Annotated in this window: 12 protein-coding genes; 2 read left to right on the forward strand and 10 right to left on the reverse strand. The window is 44.2% G+C overall.

All coding sequences use genetic code 11. The features are described 5' to 3' along the window. Positions 1 to 311 precede the first annotated feature (311 nt). From tdh to I3249_RS08535, 10 genes are all read right to left on the reverse strand, one after another. Positions 312 to 1,337, reverse strand: coding sequence for an L-threonine 3-dehydrogenase (gene tdh / locus I3249_RS08490; protein ID WP_238069531.1), 1,026 nt, complete (start codon positions 1,335 to 1,337; stop codon positions 312 to 314). 65 nt (positions 1,338 to 1,402) lie between these two features. Continuing rightward, positions 1,403 to 2,593 (reverse strand): glycine C-acetyltransferase, encoded by a 1,191-nt coding sequence (gene kbl / locus I3249_RS08495; protein ID WP_238069532.1) that lies wholly within the window; start codon positions 2,591 to 2,593, stop codon positions 1,403 to 1,405. A gap of 393 nt (positions 2,594 to 2,986) precedes the next feature. Next, positions 2,987 to 3,178 (reverse strand): hypothetical protein, encoded by a 192-nt coding sequence (locus tag I3249_RS08500; protein WP_238069533.1) that lies wholly within the window; start codon positions 3,176 to 3,178, stop codon positions 2,987 to 2,989. 29 nt (positions 3,179 to 3,207) lie between these two features. After that, positions 3,208 to 4,089 carry an N-acetylmuramoyl-L-alanine amidase gene (locus I3249_RS08505; protein WP_238069534.1) on the reverse strand — a complete coding sequence of 294 codons (882 nt, stop codon included), beginning with the start codon at positions 4,087 to 4,089 and terminating at the stop codon, positions 3,208 to 3,210. A 101-nt stretch (positions 4,090 to 4,190) separates the two neighbouring features. Next, on the reverse strand, positions 4,191 to 5,555 hold the full coding sequence (locus I3249_RS08510; RefSeq protein WP_238069535.1) for an APC family permease: 1,365 nt from the start codon (positions 5,553 to 5,555) through the stop codon (positions 4,191 to 4,193). Positions 5,556 to 5,712: 157 nt separating this feature from the next. After that, on the reverse strand, positions 5,713 to 6,384 hold the full coding sequence (locus I3249_RS08515; protein ID WP_238069598.1) for an MOSC domain-containing protein: 672 nt from the start codon (positions 6,382 to 6,384) through the stop codon (positions 5,713 to 5,715). A gap of 359 nt (positions 6,385 to 6,743) precedes the next feature. After that, positions 6,744 to 7,157: a ribosome silencing factor gene (gene rsfS, locus I3249_RS08520; protein WP_057758112.1), complete on the reverse strand. Its 414-nt coding sequence runs from the start codon at positions 7,155 to 7,157 to the stop codon at positions 6,744 to 6,746. Between the two features lie 131 nt (positions 7,158 to 7,288). Further along, on the reverse strand, positions 7,289 to 8,251 hold the full coding sequence (locus I3249_RS08525; RefSeq protein ID WP_238069536.1) for a nicotinate-nicotinamide nucleotide adenylyltransferase: 963 nt from the start codon (positions 8,249 to 8,251) through the stop codon (positions 7,289 to 7,291). Between the two features lie 220 nt (positions 8,252 to 8,471). Further along, on the reverse strand, positions 8,472 to 10,619 hold the full coding sequence (gene pta / locus I3249_RS08530; RefSeq protein WP_238069537.1) for a phosphate acetyltransferase: 2,148 nt from the start codon (positions 10,617 to 10,619) through the stop codon (positions 8,472 to 8,474). A 153-nt stretch (positions 10,620 to 10,772) separates the two neighbouring features. Next, entirely contained in the window at positions 10,773 to 12,005 is a 1,233-nt protein-coding gene (locus I3249_RS08535) for an acetate kinase (RefSeq protein ID WP_238069538.1), read from the reverse strand. Between the two features lie 805 nt (positions 12,006 to 12,810). Between I3249_RS08535 and I3249_RS08540 the strand changes: the two genes are divergently transcribed. Together I3249_RS08540 and lysA are read left to right on the forward strand one after the other, a co-directional pair. Beyond that, positions 12,811 to 13,125, forward strand: coding sequence for a lipoprotein (locus tag I3249_RS08540; protein ID WP_057758119.1), 315 nt, complete (start codon positions 12,811 to 12,813; stop codon positions 13,123 to 13,125). A 345-nt stretch (positions 13,126 to 13,470) separates the two neighbouring features. Next, the gene (lysA, locus tag I3249_RS08545) at positions 13,471 to 14,700 is read left to right on the forward strand and encodes a diaminopimelate decarboxylase (protein ID WP_238069600.1); all 1,230 of its coding nucleotides are present in this window, start codon (positions 13,471 to 13,473) and stop codon (positions 14,698 to 14,700) included. Positions 14,701 to 14,794: the final 94 nt, after the last annotated feature.

Raw genomic sequence — 14,794 nt, forward strand, 5'->3', positions numbered from 1 at the left:
ATGTCAGTTTGGTTAGTCATTGCTTATTCTCCTGTTAGTGGATTATAAGCAGTTACACAGTTTTTAGGAAACTCCCCATTCTACACAATTGAACTTTATGAGAACGTAGTGAGAAAGCTGTACAACCTAAAGAGACTCAAGATAGCACGCTCTCAAAATTATTTTCCAACCTCTTTCCGAGACTCAGCAATCAACTCATGAATCTCATCACTCTTTATTATCTAAAAAAACGGCACTGAAATCAGTACCGTTTTATCAGTCGTGACAATTTGAAAACTAACCATGGCTGATCAAGTGCTGAATCAACAAAATTAATCCCAGCTTAAAATCACTTTACCGCATTGCCCACTTTCCATGATATCAAAGCCTTCTTGAAAGTCATCAATATGCATGCGATGGGTAATGATTGGTGTCAAATCAATACCGCTAATCAGCATCTGCTCCATCTGATACCACGTCTCCCACATCTCACGCCCATAGATACCTTTTAGGGTTAACGCCTTAAAAATAATCTTGCTCCAATCCACCGTGGTGGTGTTGGGTAAAATACCCAAGAGCGCGATTTTAGAGCCGTTATACATGTTAGTAATCATCGAATCAAAGGCTTGAGGCGAGCCTGACATCTCAAGCCCAATATCAAAGCCGTGCATTTTTAACTGATCGATAGCGCCTTCGATGGTTTCACCCTTGGCTGGGTTGATGGTCATCGTCGCACCCATTTTTTTGGCAAGCTCTAGACGATAATCACTAATATCACTGACTACAATATTACGTGCTCCGGCAAAGCGGCAAATCGCTGTTGCCATTGACCCAATCAGCCCCGCACCCGTGATTAGAACATCTTCACCCAGTACAGGGAATGAAAGGGCAGTATGCGTGGCATTACCAAAGGGATCCATAATAGCTGCCATCTCATCGCTGATACGCTCATCGAGTCTGATGACATTATCGGCAGGTATCACCAAATATTCGGCAAATGCGCCATCGCGGTCGACGCCCACGCCTATGGTGTTCTCGCACACATGTAGCTTACCACGGCGGCAGTTACGGCAATGCCCGCAAGCGATATGGCCTTCGCCTGTGACTCGGTCACCTATTTCAAGATGCTTGACGCCATCGCCCATTTCACTAATGACACCGACGTATTCATGTCCGATAATCATCGGCGTTTTTATGGTCTTTTGTGACCATTCATCCCACTTATAAATGTGCAAATCTGTGCCACAGATGGCGGTTTTTTTAATTTTAATTTTAACGTCATTGATGCCGACCGTTGGTTCTGGCATGTCTTGCATCCAGATGCCTTTTTCGGCATGAGCTTTAACCAGTGCTTTCATACTTTTCTCTTATTTAACTGTGTTGTACTTAATTATTGAATTCAGCGAGTAAATCCGAACGATGCTTAATCAATCACCTTCATTTGCTTGGCGACTTTGATAAAGGCGGCGATACACTGGTCGAGCTGCTCGCGAGTATGGGCAGCAGAGAGCTGCACACGAATGCGAGCCTCATTTTTGGGTACGACAGGATAGAAGAAACCAATCACATAAATGCCTTCTTCAAGCAGTGCGTCTGCCATCTGTTGCGAGACGTTGGCGTCATAGAGCATCACCGCACAGATGGCCGATTCGGTAGGCTTGATATCGAAGCCTGCGTCTTGCATTTGCTTCACAAAATAGGCAGTATTTTCATGCAGTTGGTCTTGTAAGGTATTGTCTTGCGATAGCATTTCAAACGCTTTTACCCCAGCGGCAGCCACCATAGGAGGAATAGAGTTGGAAAACAAATACGGGCGTGAGCGTTGACGCAGCATCTCAATCATTTCTTTTTTACCCGTGGTAAAGCCGCCAATAGCACCGCCAAACGCCTTGCCTAAAGTACCCGTGATCAGCTCAATGTCACCACGTAGATCAAACAATTCAGTCACGCCGCCACCAGTGCGACCGACTACGCCTGCTGAATGCGATTCGTCAATCATCACCATGGCATCATATTTTTGTGCCAACGCATAGATCTCGTCCATCGGCGCCACATTACCATCCATCGAAAACACACCATCGGTGACAATCAAACGAAAACGCTGTGCTTGCGCCGCTTGCAATTGCGTTTCTAAATCTTGCATATCCGCATTAGCATAACGATAACGGGCAGCTTTACACAGGCGTACACCATCGATGATCGAGGCATGATTTAGCGAATCAGAAATAATCGCATCTTCACTGGTTAGCAGTGGCTCAAAGGCACCGCCATTGGCATCGAAACAGGCGGCATAAAGAATCGTATCTTCGGTATTAAAAAACTTGGAAATCGCCGCTTCTAATTGCTTATGCAAATTTTGCGTACCACAAATAAACCGCACCGATGACATGCCATAACCTGAGTTTTCAATAGCCCCAATAGCCGCCTTTTTAATCTCAGGATGGTCAGACAGTCCAAGGTAGTTATTGGCACAGAAGTTAAGCATTTCACGGCCATCGGCGATCTTGATGAGCGCATCTTGCGGAGAGGTGATAACGCGCTCGTTTTTATACAGTCCTGCTGCGCGTATATCACTGATTTCTTGTTGTAGGTGTTTTTGAAAGGCTTGATACATAAATATTCCTTTTTTAGTATTATTGGTGTTCGTTTGATAATAAAGATATTGAGACTGGTCATAGAATCAAGTTATCAAAGCCAAGCTATCAAAGCCGTGCAGCATCTTAGCCATCATTAAAACCAATGGTAAAACCAACGAGGCGGGAAGGCAACGAGATGGTGCGAGCAGTGATACTATCTATAACCCTGTGAGCGGTGATTTTATCATTAGCCTATCGCAATAAATAGCCTAAATAGTTGGTAGATAGGCCTTCTTTTATAAAGTGATATAGCGTTGTTTAGTTGTGGTATTGGTTTCATAGCGGCTTAGCTATGTCTCAAAACATAAGACATCAACTTGCGCATTCTTATAATCTTGATTGATAAGTATTGATAAGTACCGTCTATCCAGTTAGTCATCTTTGGGACGCTTCTGAGCCTCAGCGATCAACTCATGAATCTTGGCACTTTCCTTTAGCACACAAGCATCATAGGCAGAGAGCGGCTCAGGTTCTTGTTCCTCTTTCTTTTTCTGCTCCTGTCTGGCTTTTTCTTCTAGATACTTTTGTAGGTCGTCTTGCTCATCTTTTTGAGAGTTATTCATATATTATGTCTCCTGATAGTCTGTATTCTTTAATAAAAATCATCCTGACCAGCATATTTCTTATTTAGCGCCTGCAATATCGCATAGGTCTCACTATCCATATTACCCGTTGGCTGCTGCGCTCTAAAGTGCAGCTGAAACGCATAGACGACATCGCGACTGGCCTTGTCCCACGTATCGGTATCGTTGATTTGATAGCCATACTTGCGAAACGCTTGCTTGATTTCAGGTATCGTGGCCGACGCAAATCCATCTTGATTCATAAAGAATTGCTTATCAAATTCATCATACCAAGCGCCGATACCGTAATCGAAATACAGTCGCTCCCACGGGAACTTTGCACCAGGGTCTATCTTGCGCGAGGGTGCCATATCGGAGTGACCAATGATATTCTTCGGTGAGATGTCAGAGCGCGCGGCGATATCTTGCACCAGTTGTGCGACTTTTTTAATCTGCAACTCATCAAATGCCACATAGTGCTCATAAGGATGATAGTCGAGCGTGCCATTTTTTAGCGCGTCTCGATATTCAGGCTTGATACCGCTATTGACGATTTCGATACCGATAGAGGTATCGTTTAATATCGTCCGTCCTGCAAAGCCGCCGTCACCAGCATGCCATGCGCGCTCGCTCTCTGGTACAAGGTTGTAGATTTTATCGTCATCATTGTCTAATACTAAATAGTGCGCGCTCACATTGCCTGTGGTCAATGTCTTTATCGATCGCTCATTATCTGAGACGGTATAGTGCAAGACGATGGTTTTGATGCGCTCGCTTTTGCCAGTTGCTTGGTAGCTATCGCTATCGATTACATACTGCGGCGTTGACGTTGTTACGCAGCCAACGAGCGATAGCATAGAGGATGATATTAATACTGATGCCAATGCAATCGAGGAAATGTTTTTTGCCATGAAATGCTCTATATAGGAAGAGTTGCGGTTATAGCTTCGTTTGCGTTTGCGTTTGATGCTACTGGTGTCTATCTCTCTCGACAGGTAAATGCTATTTGCCGTTAATTAATGACAGAATCAACGTTGGAATTGACTGCGATTTTTTTATAACCAATTGCCCCAAGCAGAATAAAGAATCCTAGCAAGACATAAGCATTAAATGACAGCGCTGCTGGTGAAAATGGTAGCAGTAATAACGATATAAAGACCACACTGATTAATACAGAGAGATAATTTAGCAAACTTGCCTGTTTCTTTTTTCGCTCATTGATGAGGTCAGCGGTCGTGACGTAAGCGAAGCCAACGGTTATACCCAAAGACGCCATTGTCACGATATCGAGTAGGTAGTTTCTACCCAGCCAAGGAGAGAGTAGGCACACCAAGCATATCAATATAACGGTCTTTTGCTTACTGAATTGGTTGTGTTTATCTGTAAATACGCTGGGCAATAATGACGTGTCGCCCATAGACTCTAAGAGTTTAACCGATGACAATATAAAGCCGTTGATACCGCTCATTATCGAGCCAATCATAGCGATCGATAGCAGCCAGATGCCAATGCTACCAATCCGATTGTCTATGCCTTCACCTGTCGCCCAGTGGCTGTCTTTGATCGCTTGATAGTCAAAGCTCATGTTTAGCGCGGTAAAGTAGTTGATTAAAAAGTAAAACAACACACCAGCGATGAGTGAAACTAGGATAATACTTTTGGTCTTGGTTTTTGAATCACTAATCGCTTTTGAAATCTGCGGTGTGGTCTCAAAACCAACATACGCCCACGGCATAACGGCCAAGATAGGTAACCATGCCAGACTGGTAATAGAGCCGCTAGACATATCAGTTGGCAAAAATGCTTGGTTCGTTGGTGTCATCCAAAGTGAGGCAAAAAACAGCGAGGTGACTGATAGAATCATAAAGAGGGCGATATAGAGTTGGATTTTTGCGCCGACTCGTACACCTTTTAGATTGATATAACTGAATAAAATAATAGCCGCGCTGCATAAGAACACTTCACTGGCGTAGACTTCCCAACCAGCAATCGTATACAGATAGCCTAATTGTAAGCCGCTAGGTAACAGATAGCGCAGTAGCAAAGCGACAGCTGATATATTGAGCGCGATAATAGAGATATAGCCTATCGTGACGCCCCAACCATAAATATAAGCATGCTTGCGATTGATGTATTTTTCAATCCAATAGATACCGCCTGACTCGTTCTCTGGCGTTTGAGTCAGCAAATTAATATAGGCACGCGCAACCATATAGATGGCTAAAGTACCGATAATAATAGCAACAGAAGAGCCTAATAGCTGTGACTGTGGCAAAAACAAATCGCCTGGCATGACATAAGCGCCCCAGCCGATGATCGCACCAACGCTAATCGCTATCGCTTGTAGGTAGCTGATACTTCCTGTCTGTTCACTCATGGAGTGCTCCTTCACGATCAAAGATGTAGAAGGAGAGAGTGTTTATTATGGAACTGACATAGAACATGAAAAACCTTGTGACGCCATTACGCAGGGTAGTGGCTATCTTTTATAAATAGAAAAGTCATATTAAAGGTTTTTGTTGAGTGTTACCTTTTCAATCCTGTTGGATTTTTTTAGCCAGAACCTTTTTCCAACTGTCCTCTAAACAGTCAATCGCGAGCCACGGTTCAATCACATTGGCATCAAACTTTTCTTTTGAGTTTGCCAGTTGCCATAGCGTCTCTAGTGTCGCAAACGGATAAGGGCGTTTAACCAAATATACAGGTAAATCAGCATCTATAATGCCATCACGAACGACTTGGAAGTACCAGCCAGAGATGCCTTGTTTACTCACCCATGCTGCGATATTTGGCACTTTGGTAAACTGTCCGATTTGGTCGTTAATTTTGTAGCAGGGGCGGCGTGGTTGGACGATACGTAATTGAACGTTAGCATCATCATTACTAGTGTCTTGACCGTTTCCAGAATGCCCACCATATTGAAAAACATCACCAATACAAACGGTAGACTCGGTCATTTCAGGCAAACCATCGACAGCTTCAGTCGTAAGGTTTTCTCCTAGTGTACCGACGCGAACCTTTAAACCGAACTCTGCATTGATTTTTTCATACGTCGCAGGAGCTAGTTGATGCACGGCTTTGAGTGGGCCACCATGATGTTTGCGGTCAGCCTGTTCATCAGTGGTTAAGCCCATAAAGTTGACAGCAACAGGAGATTTGATAGGTGCTTTATCAATGGCGCTCATTTCTTCACGAGCGAATGGCATAGACTTGCCAGCGCGGACACAAGTGAGGGTAGCGATATGTAAGGGCAAGTCTTGGTTAAAGTCTGTTAGGGTTTGCTCAGGCGATTTTGTTAAGGTTTGCTCAGGTGATGACGTGTTCGATTCTGCGCTCATAAGGTTTCCTAATAAGTAGAATGAATAGGCTAAGGCGGCTTAATTTTGGCGGTTTAATTTTAGTGGCTAATAAATATTGATATGAAATGAGCTTATCTGTACTCAATGATGTATTTGATTATACTGGTTCATCACCATAAAATTTACATAAAAAAAACCAGAATAAGTATTCTGGTCTTTTTGGTGGAGCGTTTCTTAATCTTGAGCGAATATCGTCACTGACAAGCTTATTTGTTTTTGTTACGACGACCTGCAGTTTTCTTTTCGCGCGGCGTAGCAACCAGCTCAGCCAACTGCTCAGGTGATGACCATAGGCCTTCTAGGTCATAAAACTCACGTGCTTGCGGCGTCATCATGTGGACGACAACCGCGCCCAAATCAATCAACGTCCAGTCAGAGTCGATGCCGCCTTCACGACCAAGTGGCATAAAACCAGCTTGCTTAGCTTCAGCGCCGACGCTATCAGCCATCGCACGTACATGACGCTTTGAGGTACCATCAGCGATGATGATGCGCTCTGTTACGTCAGTCAACTCTTCTACATTCATTACAGTGATGTTCTTTGCTTTCATATCATCTAGAGCGCTTTGTACTAGGGTCAAGCATTCTGTTAGGCGTTCTGCAGTCATGGTGTTGGTCATAAATTTTAATCTCTTGAATCGTAAATATGTAAAATAAAGGGGTAAAACGTCAATTTGTCTTATCCGACTGATCATATGTTGTCAGTCACGCATAGAGACAGGATAGGCAAAATGACATAGATAAGGCGATTTTAACGGAATTGAGCAGCAGAATATAGCTGATGGGCGATAATATATTGATAAACAGCAGGATTTAGCCATTTAGCTAATGGATTAGATTCAGTATTGCTAATGATATCATTTATTGATGCTATAGATGCGATTTGCCTCTCAGCGACTGGCATTTTATTTGTTTGATCGTCTATTCTCTGTAGCTGCTCACGTATTTGTGTGCTTGATACCGCAGTAATAGGTCTCGAATCTATATAAATGCGTCCTTGATCGGCATTTTTCAAGTCAGTGCTATTGGGGTCAGTGTTATTTAGATTAGTGCTGTTTGAACTTGAGCTATTTGACGAACGTCGAATAGTGGGTGTTAATAGCTCGATAGGTGAGTCCGTTATATGTGCTTGCAACGACAAAGGCAATTGCGATTTTAAGAAATTAACATCTTCCGTAGTCGCTGTACTATTTTTAGAAGATATAATACTGTCAGAAAATTTATCGCTAATGCCATCACTCACATCGGTACTGCTCTGACGATTAAATACCCATAGATTGACATGGTCAGTGAGACGCAATCCATCTTTCCATTTATCCAAACTATGGGCGCTGTCCATACCCATGATAAATATCAAACTGTCATTAGGATATTGCTGTCTTAATGTGCGTACGCTGTCGATCGTATAGACAGGCGGCGCTTGCCACAGCTCCAGCTCATTAATCTGTATCGGTGTATTCTCTGTCGCCAGCTTTAACATCGCCAAGCGATGATTAGGGTCTGTACTTTGGGTCTTAAATGGCGAGCGCGCATTGGGTAATAAAGACACATGCAGCGTGCGCTGTAGCTGCGTTGCAATTGGTAGTAGGTGCTGATAGACAGACATCGCTACTTCTAAATGACCATTATGTACTGGATCGAACGAGCCACCAAGATAGGCACGAATGGAAGGTGCAGGTGTTTTTTCTTGAGGGCTGTTGCTCGTATTTGGCATAAATAAATGTATAAAAGCAGGTATGGCGCACGTGGTCCTTGATGCCCCTTGCTCTTTTACTGGCTGACCTTTTTAGATTAAATAATTTGATGATAGCGCTATTGTAGAGGGCAGACGAGCATCTGTCACCATTGTCTGTCACCAGAGCACCAATAAAAAACCGACCATCATAATGATAGTCGGCTTTGTATAGGACTTTAATTAGCGAGCCTTACAGCGATTAAATCAAATCGCTATAAGCTTGAATGGCAGTTAACGCGATGGTATAGACGATATCATCAACCAAGGCACCACGTGACAAATCATTCACGGGTTTATTCAGACCCTGTAGCATAGGGCCGACACTGACGACGTTGGCGCTACGCTGTACTGCTTTATAAGTGGTGTTACCAGTGTTGAGGTCAGGGAAGATAAAGACGTTGGCTTGTCCAGCGACAGGTGAGTCAGGCGCTTTTTGCTTACCGACGCTCATGACAGACGCCGCATCATACTGTAGCGGGCCGTCGACTTTGAGGTCTGGTGCACGCTCGCGAACGATTTGGGTCGCACGGGCGACTTTTTCGACATCTGCGCCTGCGCCTGATGAGCCAGTAGAGTAGCTGATCATTGCAACTTTTGGATCGATACCAAAGGCAGCAGCAGACTGTGCTGATTGAATGGCAATCTCTGCCAGCTCTTCAGCGTTAGGATCTGGGTTGATCGCACAGTCACCATAGACGACCACTTGCTCAGGTAGCAGCATAAAGAATACTGACGACACGAGTGAGTACTGCGGCGCGGTCTTGATCAACTGGAATGCTGGGCGTACCGTATTGGCAGTGGTATGAATCGCACCTGAGACCAGACCATCTACTTCGTCTAGTTGGAGCATAATAGTACCTAAATAGACCGTATCTTTTAGGTATTCAGCAGCGACTTCTGCAGTGGTTTTGCCTTTACGGCGCTCTACGACAGCAGCGATATATTTGCTCATATCTAGGTTGTCAGGATCGATAATTTCCAACCCTTCAGGTAGCGTTAGATCACGGTTTTTGGCTACTTGTTCAACTTCACTACGTTTAGCAAGTAATACGCAGTTGGCGATACCACGACTCTGACAGATACAGGCAGCTTCAACCGTACGTGGTTCCGCGCCTTCTGGCAGCACAATACGTTTCTTAGCGTGCTGTGATTTTTTGACCAACTGATGGCGAAACGCTGATGGTGACAGACGCGGCTCATGATTACGGCTGAAGTATTCTTTAATCCAGCTTAGATCCAAATGCGCAGCCACATAACGAGCCACTTCATCAGCACGTTCTGTATCATCACTTGGAATCTCAGAACTCATATGCATCAGGCTCTGTACTGTCTCGTAGCTATCGCTTTCGACACTCATGACAGGGATGCCAGTTTTGAGCGCTGACTGCCAAAGCTCAGCAACTGTATCGCTTGGGGTAATGCCACCTGTCAATACTAGACCTGCCAATGGAATCCCATTGATACAGGCCAATCCAGCGGCTAATAGCAAGTCATCACGGTCGCCGGGCACGACCATTAACGTACCACGCTTAAAGACTTCATTGACGCGCGCTACTGAACGAGCGGTTAGGCTGATACGATTGATACGACGTGTCTTTGCTTCACCAACATTTAACCAAGTCGCATCAAGCTCTGTTGCGATATCCCATGTGCGAGGCACAGACAACGAGTCACTAAAAGGGACAACACCGATAAGGCGGAACACTTCGGTATTAAACGAAGGCGATAGGCGTTGAACCTCTTGCAGGAAGTTCGGATCTAAGCTGACAACAGCCTCACCCGGCGCGACAGGTTGGTTATCAAACGTGTTCGGCACGTCTTGTACCCGCATCAATATCACGCCTAGCGTCCGTGAATCGATGACCCCGCCAAACTCACGGGCATGGACATCCAGTTTATCCGCTAAATAAGCAGGTTTACTGATATCAGCGGTACTGACAAATATAATCTTGGCGTCTAGCGCGTGAGCAAGTGCACGGTTGATTTGTGAAGCATAAGAGGTCTCAGTGGTTGGCACCAGACCTTCACAGATAATCACGTCATGACCATCATCGATCGTATGAAAATTGGCAATCACTTCTTCCATCAAGTCATCGAGATTGTCATCGCCTAGCATACGCTCGACGTGTTGACGGCTGATAGAGTCAGGCGGATTTAGACCAAATGCGTGCATGGTCAATGCGCTTGAGCTGTCTAAGCTGTGCTGTTTGTCTAGCGTATCATCTTGCAAAAACGGCTTCATAAAGCCCGCTTTGATACCGTTATAATCAAAGGCACGGATTAGCCCTAGCGCGGCTGATGTCACACCGATACCGCGACTAATGGGAACAAGTAAAATGGTTTGCATAATGTGTCCTACAATTTATTTTATTTTAGACGTCGAGTCATTTTGAGCAGCATAAGAAATGCAGTATAGAAATGCCAAGCGCTTTATCTTATTTGTTTTCAGCTTTTTATAAGCGTCTAGAATGATAAGCGCTAGGCATTATAATCAATCGTCTTATACTAATTTCAATGCTTGACGAGTCTCTTGAGCGATGCGGTATTCTTCGTCTGTTGGTATAACCCACAGCTCGACACTGCTACCTTCTGCTTGGAAGCTGCCTTCTTGGCCACCGTACAATCCAGCGTTCTTTTCAGCGTCCATTTTGATACCGAAATGACGCATGACGGCTAAAATGCTTGCGCGCGTGGTGACAGAGTTTTCGCCGATACCACCTGTGAATACAATACCGGTGAATTCAGGCAGTGCACAGCTTAAGCTGGCGAGGTATTTACCAGCACGGTAGCAGAACATCTCGATGGCGAGCTGCGCATCTTTATGACCTTCGCTCGCAGCTTGCTCAATAGTACGCAAATCATTTGATAGACCAGAGATACCAAGCAGACCACTTTCACTATTTAGCATCTTATCCGTTTCTTCTAGACTAATACCGAGCTGACGTTTCAGATGCATATGTAAGCTTGGATCGACATCGCCGCTACGTGTGCCCATCATCAGTCCCTCAAGCGGGGTCAGACCCATGCTGGTATCGAGACTTTTTCCATCATATACGGCAGTTGCTGAGCAACCATTGCCTAGATGCGCGGTAATCCAACCATGAGGACCTTTCGCTTCAGTGATTTTGCTAGCACGTTCTGAGACATAAGCATGAGACGTACCATGGAAGCCATAACGACGGATTTTGTGCTCTTCGTATAGATATTTTGGCAACGCATAGCGAAAGGCAACGGGTGGCATGGTTTGGTGAAAGGCGGTATCAAATACCACAACTTGTGGAATGTCAGGGTAAATAGCTTGAACCGCTTCAATACCCAAAGCATTTGCAGGGTTATGTAGTGGAGCCAATATCTTTAGACGTTTCACTTCCTCTAACGCATGCTGATCAACGCGAACGGCTTGAGAGTATTCACGGCCGCCATGTACCACACGGTGCCCGACTGCGATGAAATGATATTGCTCTAATAGCTCTAGGATTTTTTGCAGGGCAAGTTTGTGACTACCACCAGGGATAGAAATCTCTAACTTATCGCCATTTAGCGTGGTGTGTTTGATACGGGCTGTATCGAGACCTAAGTTTTCGGCAAGACCGGTGATACGAGTAGAATTGTCATCGCTAATCAACGCGTATTTGATAGAAGACGAACCGCAGTTGAGGACTAAAGTGGGGCTGGTTAGGGTTGATGTTTCGCTGTTCTTATCATCAAAAGTGGTACTTAGGTTGGCGCTCATACTCTATCCTTAGATTGGTTTTTATAAAGGGCAAATCAATTATATCGTTCGTTCGATACAAAAAAGACGTCTATTGCCACGTCCTGTTTTATTATCATCAAATGCTACATCGCTGATATCTCAAGTGCTGTAGTAAGGGTCACTGAGACATGATGTCATTATTATATGGAGTTGATGACGTTGATAACCGCCGAGTAAATAAAAATCAGCCATATCTATGCTGATCATATCAAGCAAGCATATTGGCGATTTTGTTTATACTTGGGCTACTATTTCTGACAGTCCTATGCATCCATGCTTATGAGGTAATGTGTCTGCATCTCAGGCTAGCATCCTATTGCCGCCGCAAACTGGGAATATAATGTAACACATTTTTGTTTCTACACCACGACAGGGGTAAGGTTTAAAATGTGTGATTAATAAATGGCTAAATACAGAATAAATCGATTATATTCAGTGAGTTATAGAGCTATAAGTGGATAACTTGTATGGGCTACATAACAGTGCTCCGACTCACAAAATTGTAAGAAATATTGTCGAGACACCCATATGTCATACATTCATATCTAAGCTCGCAGACGATATTACTATAAAAATTCGACTAATGTTTTAGAAAATATCCAACATCACGCAAATTTATTCACCAATCATATTCAGTATCCGTACAGCTTTATGTAATAATGCTATGATGAAAATGGTCATAACGATAGTGCTTTCGCTGTCGGTTTGGCTGTCCATTTGTTTTTTATTTATCACGATTTACTATCGACATTATGCCGTCGTAAGCTCACAGGTTATCTATTATATGTCTACTATACACAGCCCCTCAGCAGCCAAGCATGCTAGCTCGTTCGCTCGTACCAGTCGTCAGGCTGTCGCCACTTTATTTATTGGCAGTGTGGTTATGCTAGGATTGTCAGGCTGCGGGCAAAAAGGCGATCTATATCTGGCAGACTCTAGTAGTCAAACGATAGAGGGCAGTGCGTCTGTACTGGATAGTACTAGTCATCCACAAGATGCAGCCTTTGCGGGTATCGACGATGATAACTATCAAAAAAACCGCTACCTAGAAGAGCAAATGGTGCTACCTGAGCCTAGTACTGACCCCAACGACTATTAATTGCCAAGCTATTAATTACTAGACTAATAGTTGCGAGGCTAATAGTTGCTAATCTGACCCAATGGATATCGGTTAGTTAGACATTTAATTAACAGTTTAACTAACTGTAGATTTTCTTGCTACTGGATTGGCTACATAGCTTTGCTACCTAAATTTAATTTTCACCCTTGATAATCTGATTATATTAGAGATGTTTATATGAGTCATTCTGAACTACCTGCTGACTTAACCGATTCTACTACTGGCGAATCCGTTACTATCCAAACTGAGCAAGGGCTATATGTTGACCCGAAAGCGTTGAGTGCTCACTTGCCAGCGCTAAGCTATCGCGGCGATGCATTGTATATGGAGCAGGTCAGTATTGATGAGCTAGCAAAACAATATGGCACACCATGCTACGTGTATTCAAAGCAAGCAATATTGGACGTTTATCAAGCTTATACTGATAGCTTTGGCAGTCTGAATCATCAAGTATGCTATGCCGTAAAAGCAAACTCTAACCTTGCCGTGCTTGGTGTCTTGGCACAGGCAGGCGCTGGGTTTGATATTGTTTCCCGCGGTGAGTTGATGCGTGTATTAGCCGCAGGTGGCGCAGCATCACGTGTGGTATTCTCAGGTGTGGGCAAAACGTATAGTGATATCGAATATGCGCTGACTCAAGGTATCGGCTGTTTTAATGTTGAGTCTATCAGCGAGCTGACTTTAATCAATGAAGTGGCAAAGTCACTTGATAAGCCTGCGCCAATCTCGTTACGCGTCAACCCTAACGTCGATGCCAAAACCCATCCATATATCTCAACAGGTCTTAAAGACAACAAGTTTGGTATCACTCATGAAGACGCATTAGCGGTTTATCAGCAAGCGGCCGATTTATCACATATCGACATCGTTGGTATTGATTGCCATATTGGCTCGCAGTTAACTGAGGTAGAGCCATTTGTCGCAGCATTAGATAAAGTTATTGAGCTGATACATAGCCTGCGTGACGCAGGTATTGAGTTGCAGCATATCGATTTGGGTGGTGGTTTGGGTGTGCGCTATATTGATGAGACACCTGTTTCTATCGATGAGTTTGCCCAAGCATTATTGCCAAAACTTAGCGAGCTTGGTTTGACTGTGTTCTTTGAGCCAGGTCGTAGTATCGTTGCCAATGCTGGCGTGCTTTTGACCCAAGTTGATGTACTCAAGCCAACTGAGCATAAGAACTTTGCTATTGTTGATGCCGCTATGAATGACTTGATTCGTCCTGCACTGTATCAAGCGGAAATGGCAGTGATTCCAAGCGTGTTACCGAGCAAAGGTATCGATACGGATGGTACGCAACCGTGGGATATCGTTGGTGCAATTTGTGAGACCGGAGATTTCTTAGCAAAAGGTCGCTTGTTAGCATTGGAAGCAGGCGATACATTGGCCATCACGGGTGCTGGTGCTTATGGCTTTACCATGAGTAGCAACTATAATTCGCGTCCACGTGCTAGCGAAGTTATGGTGTCTGATAACCATCATCAGTTGATTCGTCCGCGTGAAACGATTGAATCATTATATGAAAATGAAACATTGTGGCAGGCACAGTAAGTCTATTAAAGACGAGCCAAAACTATCGCCGTATCTGATGATTGAAGAAAACCCATTGTGATAATGACAATGGGTTTTTTTATGACTGGATTTT

The organism is Psychrobacter sp. Ps1 (assembly GCF_022129425.1).
Taxonomy (GTDB): Bacteria; Pseudomonadota; Gammaproteobacteria; order Pseudomonadales; family Moraxellaceae; genus Psychrobacter.

Excerpts from the sequence above, each read along its gene's own strand:
- tdh (WP_238069531.1), bottom strand. The coding sequence starts at position 1,337 with ATGAAAGCACTGGTTAAAGCTCATGCCGAAAAAGGCATCTGGATGCAA.
- kbl (WP_238069532.1), bottom strand. The coding sequence starts at position 2,593 with ATGTATCAAGCCTTTCAAAAACACCTACAACAAGAAATCAGTGATATA.
- I3249_RS08500 (WP_238069533.1), bottom strand. The coding sequence starts at position 3,178 with ATGAATAACTCTCAAAAAGATGAGCAAGACGACCTACAAAAGTATCTA.
- I3249_RS08505 (WP_238069534.1), bottom strand. The coding sequence starts at position 4,089 with ATGGCAAAAAACATTTCCTCGATTGCATTGGCATCAGTATTAATATCA.
- I3249_RS08510 (WP_238069535.1), bottom strand. The coding sequence starts at position 5,555 with ATGAGTGAACAGACAGGAAGTATCAGCTACCTACAAGCGATAGCGATT.
- I3249_RS08515 (WP_238069598.1), bottom strand. The coding sequence starts at position 6,384 with ATGCCATTCGCTCGTGAAGAAATGAGCGCCATTGATAAAGCACCTATC.
- rsfS (WP_057758112.1), bottom strand. The coding sequence starts at position 7,157 with ATGACCAACACCATGACTGCAGAACGCCTAACAGAATGCTTGACCCTA.
- I3249_RS08525 (WP_238069536.1), bottom strand. The coding sequence starts at position 8,251 with ATGCCAAATACGAGCAACAGCCCTCAAGAAAAAACACCTGCACCTTCC.
- pta (WP_238069537.1), bottom strand. The coding sequence starts at position 10,619 with ATGCAAACCATTTTACTTGTTCCCATTAGTCGCGGTATCGGTGTGACA.
- I3249_RS08535 (WP_238069538.1), bottom strand. The coding sequence starts at position 12,005 with ATGAGCGCCAACCTAAGTACCACTTTTGATGATAAGAACAGCGAAACA.
- I3249_RS08540 (WP_057758119.1), top strand. The coding sequence starts at position 12,811 with ATGTCTACTATACACAGCCCCTCAGCAGCCAAGCATGCTAGCTCGTTC.
- lysA (WP_238069600.1), top strand. The coding sequence starts at position 13,471 with ATGGAGCAGGTCAGTATTGATGAGCTAGCAAAACAATATGGCACACCA.